Source organism: Ottowia flava (assembly GCF_008017535.1).
Taxonomy (GTDB): domain Bacteria; phylum Pseudomonadota; class Gammaproteobacteria; order Burkholderiales; family Burkholderiaceae_C; genus Ottowia; species Ottowia flava.
Map to the genome: position 1 here is coordinate 1 of NZ_VRUA01000025.1, position 16,611 is coordinate 16,611.

At 67.6% G+C, this 16,611-nt stretch carries 17 protein-coding genes; 2 read left to right on the forward strand and 15 right to left on the reverse strand.

The features are described 5' to 3' along the window. From FVQ98_RS17595 to FVQ98_RS17655, 13 genes are all read right to left on the reverse strand, one after another. A partial coding sequence (locus tag FVQ98_RS17595; RefSeq protein ID WP_147914759.1) for a hypothetical protein occupies nt 1-427 on the reverse strand: 427 nt, incomplete at its 3' end. 616 nt (nt 428-1,043) lie between these two features. Beyond that, nucleotides 1,044-1,676: a hypothetical protein gene (locus FVQ98_RS17600; protein ID WP_147914760.1), complete on the reverse strand. Its 633-nt coding sequence runs from the start codon at nt 1,674-1,676 to the stop codon at nt 1,044-1,046. Between the two features lie 17 nt (nt 1,677-1,693). After that, entirely contained in the window at nt 1,694-2,173 is a 480-nt protein-coding gene (locus FVQ98_RS17605) for a hypothetical protein (protein ID WP_147914761.1), read from the reverse strand. An 8-nt stretch (nt 2,174-2,181) separates the two neighbouring features. Continuing rightward, the gene (locus FVQ98_RS17610) at nt 2,182-3,513 is read right to left on the reverse strand and encodes a FliI/YscN family ATPase (RefSeq protein ID WP_147914762.1); all 1,332 of its coding nucleotides are present in this window, start codon (nt 3,511-3,513) and stop codon (nt 2,182-2,184) included. Beyond that, nucleotides 3,510-4,205 carry a FliH/SctL family protein gene (locus tag FVQ98_RS17615; protein ID WP_147914763.1) on the reverse strand — a complete coding sequence of 232 codons (696 nt, stop codon included), beginning with the start codon at nt 4,203-4,205 and terminating at the stop codon, nt 3,510-3,512. The genes FVQ98_RS17610 and FVQ98_RS17615 overlap by 4 nt, the downstream gene beginning before the upstream one ends. Further along, a complete protein-coding gene (locus tag FVQ98_RS17620; protein WP_147914764.1) occupies nt 4,202-4,816 on the reverse strand; it encodes a hypothetical protein in 615 nt (204 codons plus the stop codon). The genes FVQ98_RS17615 and FVQ98_RS17620 overlap by 4 nt, the downstream gene beginning before the upstream one ends. A gap of 11 nt (nt 4,817-4,827) precedes the next feature. Next, nucleotides 4,828-5,679 carry a type III secretion system inner membrane ring lipoprotein SctJ gene (gene sctJ, locus FVQ98_RS17625; RefSeq protein WP_147914765.1) on the reverse strand — a complete coding sequence of 284 codons (852 nt, stop codon included), beginning with the start codon at nt 5,677-5,679 and terminating at the stop codon, nt 4,828-4,830. Between the two features lie 262 nt (nt 5,680-5,941). After that, nucleotides 5,942-6,349, reverse strand: coding sequence for a hypothetical protein (locus FVQ98_RS17630; RefSeq protein ID WP_147914766.1), 408 nt, complete (start codon nt 6,347-6,349; stop codon nt 5,942-5,944). Nucleotides 6,350-6,354: 5 nt separating this feature from the next. Then, entirely contained in the window at nt 6,355-6,651 is a 297-nt protein-coding gene (locus FVQ98_RS17635; protein WP_147914767.1) for a hypothetical protein, read from the reverse strand. Between the two features lie 95 nt (nt 6,652-6,746). Further along, complete coding sequence (locus FVQ98_RS17640) at nt 6,747-7,862, reverse strand: SctD/MshK family protein (protein ID WP_147914768.1); 1,116 nt, start codon at nt 7,860-7,862, stop codon at nt 6,747-6,749. Nucleotides 7,863-7,909: 47 nt separating this feature from the next. After that, entirely contained in the window at nt 7,910-9,781 is a 1,872-nt protein-coding gene (gene sctC / locus FVQ98_RS17645; RefSeq protein WP_187265791.1) for a type III secretion system outer membrane ring subunit SctC, read from the reverse strand. Between the two features lie 74 nt (nt 9,782-9,855). Then, complete coding sequence (locus tag FVQ98_RS17650; RefSeq protein ID WP_147914770.1) at nt 9,856-11,856, reverse strand: FHIPEP family type III secretion protein; 2,001 nt, start codon at nt 11,854-11,856, stop codon at nt 9,856-9,858. Then, a complete protein-coding gene (locus FVQ98_RS17655; protein WP_222707623.1) occupies nt 11,853-12,644 on the reverse strand; it encodes a lytic transglycosylase domain-containing protein in 792 nt (263 codons plus the stop codon). The genes FVQ98_RS17650 and FVQ98_RS17655 overlap by 4 nt, the downstream gene beginning before the upstream one ends. A 376-nt stretch (nt 12,645-13,020) precedes the next feature. Here FVQ98_RS17655 and sctU point away from each other — a divergent pair, with 376 nt between their 5' ends. Beyond that, nucleotides 13,021-14,313 carry a type III secretion system export apparatus subunit SctU gene (gene sctU / locus FVQ98_RS17660; RefSeq protein WP_147914771.1) on the forward strand — a complete coding sequence of 431 codons (1,293 nt, stop codon included), beginning with the start codon at nt 13,021-13,023 and terminating at the stop codon, nt 14,311-14,313. Next, entirely contained in the window at nt 14,310-14,654 is a 345-nt protein-coding gene (locus tag FVQ98_RS17665; RefSeq protein WP_147914772.1) for a flagellar biosynthetic protein FliO, read from the forward strand. Before sctU ends, FVQ98_RS17665 begins: the two co-directional genes overlap by 4 nt. Nucleotides 14,655-14,786: 132 nt before the next feature. On the opposite strand, the gene FVQ98_RS17670 is transcribed toward FVQ98_RS17665, so the two are convergent. After that, entirely contained in the window at nt 14,787-15,200 is a 414-nt protein-coding gene (locus FVQ98_RS17670; protein WP_147914773.1) for a hypothetical protein, read from the reverse strand. A gap of 5 nt (nt 15,201-15,205) precedes the next feature. Further along, entirely contained in the window at nt 15,206-16,402 is a 1,197-nt protein-coding gene (locus tag FVQ98_RS17675) for a putative toxin (protein WP_147914774.1), read from the reverse strand. Between the last annotated feature and the right edge of the window lie 209 nt (nt 16,403-16,611).

A 16,611-nucleotide genomic window follows, 5' to 3' on the forward strand; every position in this document is an offset into this window, starting at 1 on the left:
TGTCCTCGGCCTGCTGGAACAGCGGATGTTGCCCATCCTGGTTGCCGGGTTGACCGGAGAACGCGTCTTGCTCGCCCTGGGAGCCGCGGCCATCCGGCTGGCGTTGAACCAGGTCGGGCACGCGCTGCAGGCGCCCCGGCGCTGTGCCGGCGAAGTAGGCGTCGGGGTTATCCACCCGCAGCGGAACCTTGTTGTTGATGGTCACGCCGGAGCGCGACAACATGCCCATGTCGGCCAGCGCGGGCTGCGGGCGAGGAATGAATTCGGGGCGGCCCCAGGGCGCGTCGCCGCCGATGGGCAGGGGTTGGCCGCCGCTCATCAGATCGGCGAATAGGCCCGAGGAGGCGCGCCCCAGGTACAGCGGCTTGGTCACCGCGTTGAACGGTTCGGGTTGAGCGCCGAGGGCGGTGGCCGCTTGGGCTGCCACGTCGGGCAGCGGTGCGCCGGGGCCTGGCGCAAAGGTCCTGCCTCCCGGGCCCTGGATCAGCGGCTTGACGTAGCCGGCGAAGTACGACTCGGGCTGCGCCTCAGGGGCGGTTGCCGCTGGGTCCGGCGCAGAGGGTGCGCCGTTCGGTCCAGGACCTGCTGCGGTTTAAGGGTCGCTGGGCGCAGCCGGTGGGGGTGAAGAGACCGGAGCCGGGTTCGCCAAGGCGGGGTTGGACGCGATTTGCATGAGATGCTCCCTGAAGCACATTTTTTCGACAGACCAGTCGCGCTGATCTGCTTTGTCACAAGTGTGTCGATAGCTTCGCCCTACCGCCATTGGGAGCGTTGGCAGCTGGTAACGATCCCAGCTGGGAGAACTACCAGGGGCGTCTGAGGCGCAGTGCGGGGCGTCTGCGTTGGGCAGGGGCGGCTGCGCGGTGAGCCGATTGCTATCCGAACAGTAGCTGGTTGCGCAGACTGGACAAGGGCTGAGACCCGATTTGAATCGGATTTTTTTAGGGGGGACTGTGTCGTGCCCTGATGCCCTGATGCCCCGCGCTGGCTGACCAGTAGGGTGCCGGGCGCTTCGACGGCATGGCGCCGTCGGGCTGTGAGCCTCAGGCGCCGATGTCGTCTTCCAGGTCGAAGTCGGCGGTGTGCTGGCCTTGCTGGCGCTCGCGCAGGCGTTCGCGCAGGCGTTCGACGTGGGGGCCGAGTTGCTGGCGGGTGGCGGCGTCGGTGCTGAGGCGCAGTTGCCAGTGGGTGGCACTGGCCTGGGTCATGCGCAGGTGCAGGGCGGCCTGTTCGCCGGCGAGGTTGAGGTTGTACTGGCGGGCGCCGCCGATGGTCTGGCCGGGCATGGATTCGGCACTGAGGCCAGCGTGGCTGCCCGGCATGGGCATGGGTGTGGCGGCGCCGCCCATCATGGCCTCGGCACCGGCGACGGCCCCCGCTTGCAGTGGGCCGTTCTGCAGGTTGGCAAAGGGGTTGAGCGGGCCGAGTGCGCCAAAGGCGTCGCGCACTTCGGTGTCGTCGTCGTTGTCGCGCGGCTTGCGCACCTGGGACGGGCCGTTGGCAGGGCGCGGATCGGGCCGGTCTTCGTCGTAGTCCTGGGCGCGCTGCAGGGCGGCGTCGAACTGCTGGCGCGCCTGCACGGGCGGCGCGGCGCTGGCGCGCGCGCTGGCCGATGGGCGGACGCAGGTTTCCGATGTGTTGGTGGGGCGGCTGGAGGGTTGGTCAACCTGGCTCATGGCGGTGTTCCTCTGACTCACAGATGGGGAATGGGTACGGGGGCGTCTTCGCGCTCCTGCCGGGTGTCGCGCTCGCGCAGCAGGGCCTTGCGGGCGTCGTCGACCAGGGTCTGGGCCGAGCCGTTCTGCGACACGGCGCGCAGCCAGGCGGCGCGGGCCTCGGCGGCTTTTTCGCGGGCGGCGCTGAGGGCGTCCTCGTCGTCGATGAGGGCGTATTCGGTGCGCTCCAACTGGTCGTCCAGGTCTTCCTGCGTGGCGCTGACGTAGGCAGACAGGCGGCCCATGGTCGGCGCGCAGTCGGTGACGATGCGTCGGCTGAGATCGTCGCGCTCGCGCTGCAGGCGGTCCATGGCGCGCTGGCGCTCGGCCACGGCCTGTTCTGCGGCGGCGACTTCGCCTTCGGCCACGCGCAGGGCCGACAGCGCCTTGCGTTCACGCAGGTCGCGCAAGCGCTGCAACTGGCGGGCGTCCTGCAATTGGCGGCTGGGGTCGGTCATGGCGGCGGTCAACCCAGTTGTTGCAGTTGCACCAGGGTGTCGTCCATGGCGCTGGCTTCGTCGGGCCGCTGGCGCAGCAGGGCCTGCAAGGCCGGCTGCGCGGCGATGGCGTCGTCGGCCAGCGCGTCGCTGCCAGGGGCGTATTCACCCACCTGCAGCAAAAAGCGGATCTCTTCGTGCTTGGCCATCAGCGCGCGGGCGCGCAGCGCGGCGTCCTGGTGGGCGCGGCTGGTGACGCGGTTGAACACGCGGCTGGCGCTGGCCAGCACGTCGATGGCCGGGTAGTGACCGGCCTGGCCCAGCTGGCGCGACAGCACGATGTGGCCGTCGAGGATGGAACGGGTTTCTTCCGCGACCGGGTCGGAACCGTCCTCGTCCTCGGCCAGCACGGTGTAGAAGGCGGTGATGCTGCCGTGGGCGTCGTTGCCGGCGCGCTCGAACAGGCGCGGCAGTTCGGAGAACACGCTGGGCGGAAACCCGCGGCGCACGGCGGGTTCACCCACCGACAGGCCGATCTCGCGCAGCGCACGGGCGTAGCGGGTGACGGAGTCCATCATCAGTAGCACGCGCTGGCCCTGGGCGCGGAAGTTCTCGGCGATGGCGGTGGCGGTCTGCGCGGCGCGCAGGCGCTCCATGGCAGGGCGGTCGGACGTCGACACCACCACGACCGAGCGCGCCATGCCTTCGGGGCCCAGGCTGTCTTCCAGGAATTCGCGCACCTCGCGGCCGCGTTCGCCGACCAGGGCGATGACGTTGACGTCGCTCTGCGCCTGGCGCGCCAGCATGCCCAGCAAGGTGGACTTGCCGCCACCGGCCATGGCGAACACACCGAGGCGCTGGCCCTCGCCCACCGTGAGCATGCCGTCGATGGCGCGCACGCCGGTGATGAAGGGCTGTTCGACCGGGCGGCGCGTCAGCGGGTTGGGCGGATCGGACTGGAAGGGCCGCAGCGCCGTGTTGGCGGGCAGCGGCTGGCCGTCCAGCGGCTCGCCAAAGGCGTCGAGCACGCGCCCGAGCAGGCCGCGGCCCACCGGCACCAGCGCACCGCGTTCGATGATCTCGACCTCGGCCCCCATCGACACGCCTTGCAGGTGCCCCAGGGGGACGAGGATGGCTTCGTGCTCGCGCAGACCAACCACTTCGGCGCGCAGGGGCGCAGCACTGGGGCGCGCCGGGTCGCGGATCAGGCACTGCTGGCCGATGTGGGCGCGCAGGCCGCTGACGCGCAAGGTGGTGCCGAAGGCCTGCACCACGCGCCCGCGCGCAACCACCGGCTGCAGCGCCTGGAGCGTGTCGAGCAGTGCCGGGTCGAGCAGCGGGCGGTCGGCCGGGCTGTTCATGGGGCCATCCTTTCGGCCTGCGCCGCCGCTTGACCGTCGGCGTCGTCGTCCGTCGATGCCTGGGTGCGCAGGCTGGTCTCCAGCGATTGCGCAGTGCGGGCGAGCACGTCGTCCAAGCCCGCCAGCAAGGTGCCAGCGGCCGATTCGACGACGCATTCCAGGCCGTGCAAAGTGTCGTCACCGCTGCACTGCACCGGCAGCGTCAGCTCGCGCAGCGCCAGTTGCTGGCGCACCGGCTCAACCAGCGCGGGCGACACGCGCAGGCGCACTGGCTGCGGCGGCACGACGTGGTCGAACGCGCGTTCGGCCAGCGCCGCCAGCACCTGGGCCGGCGCCAGATCGCTGGCCATGCGGCGCACCATGCCGCTGGCCAGTGCCACCAGGGCGTGGCGCAACTCGTCGCGCTGGGCGGCCTGTTCACCGGCGATGCGCTGCAGGTGTTCGGCCAGCGTGGCCGCGGCGTCCTGGAGTGCGCGTGCCTGTCCCGCCGCGTGGCCAGACAGTTCGCCCGCGGCGTAGCCTTCGGCCTGCGCCTGGACGCGCGCCGCCTGCTGGCCAGCCAGCAGCGCAGTCAGTTCGTCTGCCAGCGCCATCGCATCCTGCAGCGGGGCCAACTCGCCGGGCGGCACCACCGGGTCGGTGGTGGCCACGGTGAGCTGCGGGTGGCGGTGCAGGGTGAGCAGGTAGGTCATTCGGTCGGGGCGGCGCCGTCCGGCAGTTGGTCGGTGGCTTGCGCGAGTTCGGGCACAACGCCGTCGTCCGCAGCGGTTGGTGCGGGGGCGGTATCGCTCAGGGCGGCTTCAAGCGCCTGATGCGCCCAGTCGGCGTGGGCGTCAAAAACGGCGTGGTGGCTGTCGTCAGCCGCCCAGCCCATGGCCGCGAGCACCGGGGCGCGCGCACGCGCAGGCAAGCTCCAGCCCAACAGCGCACGCCCGCAGGCGAGTAGGTGGTGCGGCATGTCGTCGGCCGAAGGCAGCAGCGAGCTGGGCGCCTGGCCCAGCGCTTCGGCGCGCGCAATGGCGGGCGCCTCTCGCAGTGCGTTGAGGCGCGGTTCGCCCAGCATTTCACAGACGCGGGTCAGGCGCTTGCCGTCGATGCAGGCACGCAGCGACGCCGCCAGCCACCACGCCCCGGCATGGGCGCAAAGCAGTTCTCGTTCGGCGGGGCTGCGCGCCAGCCAGGCCGGACAGGCGTCGATGGCGGCCCAGTCGAGCGCGACGCCGGGCAAGGCCTGGGCGACGGCGAGCCGCTCGGCGCGCCGGGCGCGGGCGTCGGTGGCTGGCAGGTCGTTGGCGCTGGACATGGCGGCGGGCATCAACTGTCGGCGGCCACCCTGGCAGCGTCAGCGCCGACGGCGCGCAGCGGCGATGAGCGGCGCGGCGCCGGCGAAGCGGGTGACTGCGTGGCCGGCAGCTGGCTGCCCGCTGGCGCGGTTGGCTTGCGGCGTTGGCGCCAGCCCAGCAGCAGCGCGGCCAAGACGGCCAGCGCGCCAACCCCCGCCACGGCGATGATGGCCACGCCGTAGTTGGCCCAGGCCACGGCCAGCGCAGAACGCGGTGCCGCGGGCGGAATGGGCTCGGCCGGGAACATGGCCACCGTGACGTTGTCGTAAGGCAGGCCTTCCATGGCATTGACGACCAGGCCCTTGATGTTGCCGACCTGCTGGCTCAGGTCCACGCCGGGGCGGTGCTTGATGAAGACCGAAGCGGTGGCGGGCGTGGGTTTGTCTGCCAGCGGGTTGCGTTCGGGCACGGAGACATGCACCCGCGCCTGCACCACGCCATCGATGTTGGACAGGGTGTTGGACAGCTCCTGCGACAGCGCGTGGGTGAAGCGGGCGCGCTCTTCAGTGGGGGAGGAGACGAAGCCTTCCTTCTTGAACACCTGGCCAAGCGTGTCGAACGAATCGCGCGGGAAGCCGCCCGCGTGCAGCACTTCGACGGCGCGCGAGAAGTCGCTGGCGCTGGTGTTGACGGCGTAGGACTTGCCGTCACGCGCCGGTGCCTTGTCGGCCTGCAGGCCGGCGTTGCGCAGCACGGCCACCATTTCGTTGGCCTGGCGCTCGTTCAGTTGGCCGTACAGCTCCTGCTGCGAACAGGCCGCCAGCACCACCAGCAGCAGCGGCGCTGCCAGCCGTGCGGCGCGGTGGTAAACAGGATTCGTCATGCGGTGCTTCGCTTTCAAAAACATAGCTGGCTGCGCAGTTTGGAAGCCATTTTCAAGCATATTTGATGCTGAAACGCTTGCCTGGCCTGCGCGACCTGCTATCAAAACATTCGCCAGCGATGGTGGCGCCGTGCCCGACCGGCCGCGGCGGCCAAGCTCTGCGCCGGGCCAAACGTCGTCACGGACAGGTACGCTGTGGTGGCAGCGGCGCCGGAGCAGCACGCCCAACCGCCTGGGCGGTCGGCGATCGGCACGGCCCCGTTTAGGCCTGCTGTCGGAACAGCTGCTGCAGCCCGTCCGACGCGCGGTTGGCGACGTTGGCCGTCAACTGGCTGTGAAACAGGAATTCCTGCGCCTGCACCGTCAGCATGACCATTTCGCTGGGCGTCATCTCGGTGCCGGAAGCCATGGCCGCCTCGGCCGTCTGGTGCAGCGATGCGGCTTCCGCGTTGATGTGCTCCAGCGGCTTGAACAGCGCCTGCATGCTTTCACTGGGGCCGGCAACGGCCTGGGGCTCGAGCACACCCGCGCCACCCTGTTGGGCGTTAGACAGGGCCGCGGAAAAACCCGAAAGGTCGGTCAACGAAACGCCGTAGCCGGCGTTCACGCCCCCGGTAGCGGTAGAAGCCAGCGCCTCAGGCGCGGCCAATGAGGCAACGATCGATGTCATGGCGCTTACTGCTTGCGTGCCACGGTTTCGAGCGCCGTGCCCACCGACTGGAGTGACGTGTGCGCGCTGTTGGACATGAAGCCCATCTGCTGCGCCAGTGCCGTCATCTGGGTGATGTGGCTCGGCTGATCGTTGCCGCCCGTCAATTCGGCCGCAGCGGATTCGATCTCGCTGGCCTTGGCGTCAAGCGTCTTGCCCCATGCCTCGGCCATGACTTCGTACCAGCTGTTGGGCTTGGCCTGCTTGTTCGCGGCGATCGGCGTCACCGCCATCGCGGCCATGATGTTGGCGTTGTTGTTCATGAAAGACCTCGTGTAGGTTGAAGCTGCACAAAAGGGGACCCGAAACGAAGGGGAGGCGGCACAGCGAGGGTCCAGAAAGCGCTGCGCGGCAAGGTTCAGAAATTCAGCGTGCTGGCGGCGCCGTCGCGCTCGATCTGCACACGGTCGGAAAGGATGGCCAGGATGCGGTGGCCGGTGGGTAGGACGGCGCCTTCAAAGTAACGCGTGCCGTCGGCAGTGACCACGTAGGCGGGCTCGCCCGGCACGATCGCGGCCACGCGCTTGCCGGGGTCGCTGATCGTGGCCTCGGGCCTGGGCTGAACCGGCGGCGCGTCGTTGGACGCCACGATCTGGCTCAGACCAGGCACATCGCGCCGCGCACGGGCCTGCACCTGATCCAGCCGCGCCTGGTCGGCCTCGCGCGTGTGCACCTGTACCACGCCGGGGCCACCGCTTTTCACGTCGGCACTGATGCCGTTCAGGCGATAGACGTCGGCCACGCTGGCGGTGACCTGCTCGTTCACCGTGACCGCCAGGCGCGCGGGCGATTGGCCAGCCAATGCCTGCTCCAGCCGCGAGCGCTGCGCCACGGTGTCGAGGTAGCCTTTGACGACGAGCTGGCCGTCTCGGTGCTCGGCGTCAAGCATGCCGTAGCCCAGGTGGGCCAGGGTCTGGCGCAGGTGCTCAACCTGCTCGGCCGGCTTCAGTGTGCCCGGGCCCATGGCCCAGGCCATGGTCAGCGCGCAGGCGGATACCGCCACCAGCGCTGCCCCCCCGGTCAGCAGGCGCTGCGACAGGCCGCCACGCTTGCGGGCCGGGGCTGGCGCCATTTCGGCCGCGGCCAGCGGCTGGTCCTCAGCCGCTGGCGCTGCTTGCGCTGGCTCCTCGGGCACGGGTGTGTCGCCAAACAACGCACCCCATTGCGAGGCGCCAATGCGGCCCACCGCCATGCAAGTGCCGCCTACCGTGAAAGGCGTGTACAGCGCCACCTCTGTCGGCTGATCGGTTTCCAGGGCGGCGCCGTCGACGCTGCAGTCACCGCCGTCGGCGCCCAGCGCGAGAGAGCCATCGTCGCGCAGCAGGATGCTGGCAACGCTGTCGCCGGCATCCTGCACAACGACGTCGTTCGACCATTCGCGGCCGATGCGCAGCGTATCGCCCGGGCGCACTGCCGATGTGGCGCCACGCTGCTCGCCATTGAGCACCCTCAGTTCGTACAGAGTAGTTTTCATGTGTCGCAACTCCTTGTCAAAGTGTTCGACGGACAGATGGGGGTCGTTCACTGCTCCCCCGCCGCGGGCAGCGACGGGTTCGTCGTGGTGGCCGCGCCTTCACGCGGACGCAGCCAGGCCGGCTTCTCGTGCTCAGGCATCGGCGGGACCGCGACCGCACCACCCGGGCGCTGCGGACCGACCGGGGCACTGGCACTCATCGGACGGCGTGCCGGCACCAGGCGCGGCGAGATCAGGAACAGGCGCTCCACGCGTTCGCCAATGTCGGTGTTGGTCTTGAACAGGTGGCCCAGCACCGGGATGTCGCCCAGGAAGGGCACCTTCGTCACGCCTTCCGAGGTGACTTCGCGCACCATGCCGCCGATCAGCAGGCTTTCGCCAGCCACGATGAGCGCCTGCGTGTTGACCGAAGAGCGCTCGACGACCGGAATCGTGTCCACTTGCGTGGGCAGGATGGAGCCATCCTCGATCTGCACCAGCAGCTTGATGTGCACGTCGGTGCCTTCCTGGAAGACGTGCGGCGTCACGCGCAGCGTGGTGCCCGCGGAGACCTTGAACAGATCCACCTCTTCGCGGCCGGCCACCTTCACGTAGAAGCTGCGCGTGTGGTCGAACAGCGCCTCGACGTTCGACAGCGTCATCACCTGTGGGCTGGAAACCACGCGCGCGACGCCCTGGTTTTCCATCGCGGTGATGCGGGCGATAAAGTTGTTGCGCCCGCCCAGCACCAGCGACATGAAGCCGCCCTGGCCGGAAGGCGTGATGTCCTGGACCGGCACGCCGTTGACCAGCCGGTTATCGCTGTTGGTGCCGTTGCCGAACAGGAACGAGAAGCGGTCGTCGTTCAGGCGCCAGTTGATGCCCAGTTCGCGCAGCTTGTCGGTCTTGAGGTCGATGATGGTCGCCTCGATCTCCAGCGCCTGCGGTTGCACATCGAGCGATTTGACCAACTCGTCGTAGTACGGCAGCCGATCGGGCGTATCGCGCACGATGATGGCGTTCAGGCGCGTGTCGGCCTCCACGCGTGCATCGTTCGGCGCCGGGCTCTCGCGCAGGCCATCGAGCATGCGCGAATCGATCATGGCGATGTCCACGCCGCCGCCTCGGTCCCAGGCGCGCTGCACGGTGTCGGCGGTCGGCATCATCGGGTTGGCGCCGCGCGCACCCAGCGTGCCCTGACGACGCAGCCCCTGCTCGCGCAGACTCTGCTCGCCGCCATTGCGGTACTGCGCCAGCGGCGCCGTGCCGCCGCCGCGCTGCGTCGTCAGCAACGAGCGCAAGATCGTCGCCACCCCGGGAATCACCGTGGTTCCGCCGCCGAAATTTGCCTGCACGTCGTGCGCCCACGCATAACGCAGGTAGTAGACCTTGAAGCCGAGCGGCGCCATCGCCGTGGCCTGGCTCTGCTGGCCGGTCGCCAGCTCGCCCACCATGTCGACGAAGCGCTTGTTGCCCGAAGCGATCAGGGCCCCGTTCTGGCTGACGCGCAAGGTGTTGCGCGAGTCGGTCAGGCCCATGTCGCGCGCGGTCGTGATCACCGCAGGGGCATTGCCCTGACGCATGGCAAAGGTGCGCGTGGTGGTTTCGCCCGGGGTATAGACGTGCACAACCGAGCCGTCGTAATACGCCATCAGCCCGAACGAGCGCAGGATATTGGCCAGCACCTTGTCGGCTGGGCCTCTGAACACGCCATTGACCGCGCCCTTGGCCTCGCCGCTGACCGAAACCGGCACGTCGAGCGTGGCAAAGAAGTCCTGCAGGAACGCGGCAATCGGCTGCTCGCGTGCCGTCATGTCCACCTGACGCCCCTCGATCGGCATGGGCGCCGCGTGTGCCGCGCCGGCCACCAGAGCCGCGCCCAGCACGCAGCCGGCCAACAAGCCGCGCCAGCCGCGCACACCTGCGGTGGCCGTACCCATCGTTATTCCCTCCGTCATTCCCATGGCAGAAAACATTCCTCTTCCCTTGTGGTTTGTCGAAAATTCCTTGGCGGTCACGTGGCCACCTCCAGCATGGCCGTGCCTTCCGCGCCGACGCGGCCAAGCACCTCCAGGTGCAGCGTCGGCATGAGTTCGTGGTAGCTCAGCACCGGGGTGTCGAAGCAGTCGGCTTCGATCAGCTTGCGCACGTGGCGGCGAATGTCCACCGCGGTGACGATGGCCGCCGGCTTGTAGCGCTGGACGGCCTCGCGAAAGCGCTGCATCAGCTGAGCGGTCTGCGCCGGGTCCAGCGCCAGCTGCTGGGCGCCGCCGTTGACGCGCACCGCGCCGCGCAGCATCTCCTCGAGCGAGGGCTCCAGCAGCAGGGCGTTGAGGCGCCCTTCGGGGGCATAGCGGTAGCACAACTGGCGCTTGAGGCCGATTCGCACCAGTTCGGTCAGCGCGTACACATCCTTTTCACGCTGCGCGGCGTCCGACAGTGTCTCCAGGATGTCGCGCAGGTTGCGGATGGCGACCTCTTCCTCGACCAGGCGGCGCAGGATCTCGGCCACGCGGGCCAGCGGCAGTGCGCGCAAGGTTTCCTTGACCACGTCAGGTAGGTCGGCGCTGGCGCGCGTCAACAGGTGGTTAGCCTCCTGCGTGCCGAGGAACAGCGAGGTGTGGCGGCGCAGGCTCTCACGCACCGCGTCGGTCAGGCCGATCGCCGTCTGCTCGGTGGGCAAGGGACCCTGGGCCACCGGGACCTCGTGGGCCAGCAGCCGCCAGTCCAGCGCATGCTCGTCGGCCAGTGCTTCTTCGTCGAGGTGCACGGCGTGGACATCGATGCGCGGCAGCCGCAGGCCAAGGTACAGCTGGAAATGGTCGAGCACCCCCTCCAGCCCATGCAGCAATTCGCGGCTGTCGTCGGCCGACAGGCGACCGGCGGGCACCTCCAGCAGCAGCGGCACCGTGGGGCGCGGCGGCGCGGCATCTGTCGACATCAGGGTCGGCGCCACCGGCGCGCGGCGGCGCACGGCGGCCACCTTGGGCTGCATGAAGCGTTCCCAGCGAGCACGCAGCGCCGGCGTCAGCATTGCGCCAGCGGTAAACAAACCCATGCCCAGCAGCACGAACACGATGGCCGGAAAGCCCGGCACCATGGCGAACAGCAGACACAAGCCGCCCGCAACCAGCAGCACGCGCGGCTTGGCGGTCAATTGGCGGCCGATGGCGTCGCCCAGGTGTTTGTCGTGCTCATCGTCGGTCGTGCGGGTGACGAGCAGGCCGGCCGACATGGCGCCAAGCAGCGCCGGAATCTGCGTAACCATGCCGTCGCCGATGGTGAGGATGGAGTACTTCACCGCCGCATCGCCCATCGACATGTCCATCTGCATCACGCCGATGGCCAGGCCGCCCAGCAGGTTGATGATGATGATGATGATGCCGGCGATGGCGTCGCCCTTGACGAACTTCATGGCGCCGTCCAGGCTGCCGTTCAGCTTGCTTTCGTTTTCCAGCACACGGCGGCGGCGGCGCGCCTCATCCTTGTCGATCAGGCCCGAACGCAGGTCCGAGTCGATCGACATCTGCTTGCCCGGCATGGCGTCGAGCGAGAAGCGCGCCGCGACTTCGGCCACGCGCTCCGAGCCCTTGGCGATCACGATGAACTGCACCACGGTGATGATCAGGAACACCACCAGACCGACCACCAGGTTGCCGCCCGCCACCATATGGCCGAAGGTCTGGATGATGTGGCCCGCCTCGCCGTGCAACAGAATCATCCGCGTGGTGGCGATCGACAGCGCCAGCCGGAACAGGGTGCTTATGAGAAGCACGCTCGGGAAAACCGAGAATTCCAGCGGGTTCGCCACGTAGATCGCCAGCAGCAGCAGCAGCACACCGCCGGCAATGTTCACCGCCACCAGCACATCGATCGCCCAGGTCGGCAGTGGCACGATCATCAGCGCAATGATGGCGACGATGCCGGCCACCAGCGCAATGTCGGTGAACCGCGCCATGAGACCGCCGCGGTTGCTCGCGGCATTGGCCGTCTGGAAATAGCTCGCCAGACTCACAGATCGGACTCCGCCGCCACGCGCGACAGCACTGTCGCAGAACGGTGGCCCGTGCTCACCCGCCGCAGCAGGTCGTATTCCGCAATGACCTTGCGCACGTAGCCCTGGGTCTCACGGTAGGGCGGAATCTTGCGGCCGTACTTCTCGACCGCGCCCTCGCCTGCGTTGTACGCGGCCAGCACCAGCGGCAGATCGTTGCCGAAGCGCTGCTGCAGCGTCTTGAGGTAGCGGGCACTGACATCGAGATTGGTCTCAGGGTCGCGCAGTTGCTGTGCCGCCCCCACCCCGAAGCGGCGCGCGGTTGGCACGATGACCTGCATCAGCCCGTGGGCGCCGGCGTGCGACACCGCGTTGGGTTGGTGGCGCGACTCCACCCTGGCGATGGCGTGCAGCAGCAGGGGATCGATGTCGTGTGCGCGCGCGGCGCGGTCGATCAGCGGTGCAAACGCGGCCGGGCGGAAACTGCCGGAACGCACACTCTCCCCTCCTTGCGGTCGCGAGACCGCGCGCGCGGCCCGCGTCGAGGCCGCGCCGGAATGACGAGCGTCCGGGTCGGCCAGCGGGCCCAACGCGCCCCGGTCCAGCGGACGGTCGTAGATGGTCATCTGATCGGCCAGCGCCACAGGGCGGCTGGCAGCGTCGCCACAGCCTCGGGCTTCCAGCGCCTTGCTGCGTTGCTCCGCCGGGAGCAACTGCCCCCACCCGCTCGAGCAGCCGCCCCCCTCAGGGGTGGCCGGGCTCGCGCCCGCCACGGCGACGCTCAGGGACGTCCACGTGAAAAACAGCATGGCCCAAGCCTGGGGCGAACGCCAAGGCTCGCCCGCGGCCATTGGCCGATGGATCCGAATTCGCACAGGTACACATCTGCAGTTAGCTACAACAACTAGTATTGACGACGGGTTTGGCTGTTTCGTGACGGATATCGCGCAAACATGTATCCAGGTGTCCTGGCTTGACAAATCAAAACGCCCGAATCGTTATACAGAGCCCCATAGGGATACATGGAGGGAGATTCGATTTGTATCTGGTTACGTACAGTTTCACCTTTCATAATGCAGTCGTCGGCGCCGCGCAGACTTGCGGCAGCATCGATTTTTCGGTGCGATTTAAATTGAATCGTTTTTACTTAATTTCCGATTTGCGCGAGTAATTCGCCTCAGGTTTATGGCTGGTTCAGACGACAGCGGCGACAAAACAGAAAAGCCGACCCCCAAAAAGCTGCAGGACGCACGCAAGAAGGGGGACATCTCCAAAAGCAAGGACATCACGTCCACGGCCGGGATGCTGGTCATCCTGGGGCTGGCGGCCTTGGCACTGCCGGTCGTGGGTGATCAGGTCGCGAGCTTGGTGCGTGCCAGCTTTGAGGTGATGCAGGAGCCGTTTGCCCAGGCCGCGCCGCGCCTGGGCCGGCAGGCTGGCATGACACTGCTCACGGTCGTCGGTCTGGTCGTAGTGCCGGTCGCCCTGGTGGGCGCGCTGGTCGAGTTCATCCAGGCCGGTCCAGTGATGACCACGGAAAAACTCAAACCCAAAGCCGAGCACCTGAACCCGGCCAAGGGCCTCAAGCGCATGTTCTCGATGGACAACCTGGTGGAGCTGATCAAGTCCATCCTGAAAACCGCCGTCGTCGGCACCATCGCCTGGCTCGTCCTGCGCGATGTCCTGCCCCAGTTGCCCCTGTTGGTGTCCGGCCGGCCGGAAAGCGTTGGCGCAGCGCTGTGGCAAACCACCTGGCTGCTGCTGGCATGGGCCGGCGGCTCTTTCGTGCTGGTCTCGGCCATGGATCTGGCCTGGCAGCGCTACTCCTACAGCAAGAAGATGCGCATGAGCATGCGCGACATCCGCCAGGAGATGAAGGACGCGGAAGGCGACCCCCACCTCAAGGGCCAGCGCAAGCAGTTGCAGCAGGAATGGGCCCAACAAGGCGCCAACAACGCCGCCGCCAACGCGCACGTGTTGGTGGTCAACCCGACGCACGTGGCCATCGCCATCGCCTACGACCGGGAAACCTGCCCGGTGCCCACCGTCACCGCCAAGGGCGAGGACGACGACGCCCTGGCCATGCGCATGGCCGCTCAGGAATCGGGCGTGCCCGTGCTGCGCAACATCGACCTCGCCCGCAGCCTACTGGCCGACGCCGAACCGGGTGAAATCGTCCCGGCCGAGCTGTTCGACATCATCGCCACCGTGGTCCTGTGGGCGCAGGATGTGCGGCACGAGTTGGCCAAGGCGCGCGGTGAAGCGGCCGCGCACGCCGAAGAAGCCGCGCGCGGCGACCAACCTCGCAAACGGCGCGAGCCGCCCGGCGAAGACCTGACCCGCTACGACCATGCGCCCCAGGGCGCGGACGGTGACAGCGCCACGCGCCGCCGCTTCACCCGCTACGTGCCACGCCGCTGGCGCCGCGGCGACGCGCACGGACGCGGCCCACGGGGTGGGCACGGAGGCCGGGCATGAACGGCGCATCGGCAGCAGCGTCCGCCGCCCAAGTCGCCGGCGGCCCGCCCGAAGCCAGTCTGTGGTCCAGCGTACTGGTCACCATGCTCGCGCTGGCCTTCGTGCTGGCGCTGGCCTGGCTGTTCCTGCGCCTATTGAAGCGCGCGACCACGATGCGCTCCATCGACGGCCGTACGCCCCCGCAGGTCGTGCAGGCCGTCCCGCTGGGCGGGCGCGAGCGCCTGATCGTGGTGCGCGACGGCGACCACGAATACGTGTTGGGGGTGACCGCGGCAAACGTCAGCCTGATCGACAAGCGCGCGGCGGCACCCTCGCCCTTGGCGGCCGATCACGACGCTTGAGAAAGCGACCGGCGCCCATGGCGCGCTGCCCTTGACCGAAAATTTCGGCCAAAGATATCTCCAGCCCTACATCCACCTGCGCAGATAGCTATGCTTTTTCCAGCACACCTGCGAGATGGTGCAGGTGGCGCGCTACCAGACGTCCTTGTTGTACTGGTCGAAGATCACCACGCCAGGGTAGTTGCCCCGCACGAACTCGCCAATCTCAATGATGTCGTTGGTGAAACGCTTGTCCGGGTCATCCCCGAAGACGATGGCGATCTCGGTGTTGTAGTCCAGAAAGTTCGCGGGCAACTTGGCGGCGTTCTTGCCCATCACCTTCTTCACCTCCGTCACGCTCAGCGTCATGTCCTCACCCGGCCGAATGAAAAAGCGCACACGCCAACCATCCTTTTCCATGACCACGATGGTGGTCCGGGGGAGTTGCAGATCCTCAGTGAAGATACGGAACTGCTTGAAGCCGGGATCGTTCTGCAAGTCGCGCATCAGGGACTCGTTGGTGATAGAGCCCGCATCGTCTTTGGCAAGAGCGAAGAGATTGAACATAGATATCAGAGTACCAGTCGGGAACCTTGCTCAATGGTAACGGGAACCAGCTTGTCACCATCCATCTTGAACACCTGACCGCCTGTTTCCAGGATCTTGCCAATCAAGGGTGCCGACATCGTCTCGGTGTTGGGACCGATCACGATGTTGAAGGGCAAGCCCTTTTCCTTGGCATGTTTGTAGAACGCGTCCAACTGTGGACTGCTGGTAATGTCCTTGACGTTCTTGACATCCATCACGCCCCACTGCTTCCCAACCGGAAAGTCCGGGATGTAGCCATCGATGACATCCGGCTTGGAGCCAGGGCCGACTTTCAAACCCAGGGTTTCGCGCACGGAGGTTTCGTAGGCATTGCCCGCTGCGTTGTTGGCCCAGACCGTCTCGGCCTTCTTCAGCCAGGCATCGGGTGCCAGGGGCTCCTTGCCGTCGACCTTGGCCTTTTCCACATAGCGCTCATACCGCCCATGGTGCTGCGGGGGGATGTTGCCAAAGTCGATCCCCTTGCCCGCCTTGGCGAAGTCGTCCACCTGGTTCTTCAGGTCGGACAGCGGCTTGCGCATGCTCTCGGGCAAGCTGTCGAGAGGGATCTTGTCCAGCGCGCTCTTGAGGCCGTCCATCGCCGGTTTGATGGCTTCGCGCATGGCCGGGTTGGTCTTGGCTGCGTCGATGGCCTTGGTCACCGTTTCGCCCCATTTGCCCAGCTTGCCCAATTTGGCCGCGTCGCCGACGTACGGAATGATGCTGACCGCGCTCAGGGCCGCACCCAGCCAATCACCGCGACCCAGCGAGATGAGCGTGTTGGCGCCGTCGGAAATGGGCGTGGGGTCGAAGATCCCCGCCACGTCCAGCCCCATCTGGGTCAGGTCCATGACCAGGTCGGCGTCCACGCCGTCCGGGTTGTCCTTCTTGCCCGCCCCGGCTGCGGCGTCCTCGTCCAGCTTGGCGGGCTTGCCCAACCTGTCGAGCTCGCTGCTGACGTCGGCCGCCTGACGCGCGTCCAGGCTGGGCGCAATTTCGTTGAGCAGCGTGGTGCGCTGCGTGGGGTCGGACACCTTCCCAAGCTGCTGGGCCAGCGCCTGCGTGTTGGGTACACCCAGGTGGCTGGCGCTCTCCAGCAGCTCCTGGGCTTCGTCGGACATACCGACTGCCGCGTGGGCAACGTTATCGCCGGCGCGGCCAACGCTCGAAATGGGGGGTGACATGGGCAAAACTCCTTGACTGCCAAATGCAAGCCCGGCTGTGGCCGGACTCTTGTCTGATTGCAGCAAAGAGCGCGCCTGATGAACATTCAGGGCGTTACGAGCTAGGAACAGCACCAGCTGGTACTTGTACCTATGCCAGATCCCCGATGTGGGGGCATGGGCAGTCGCTTGAAGCGTGGCGGCTGCTATCTGTACGGTAGCTGCCTGCG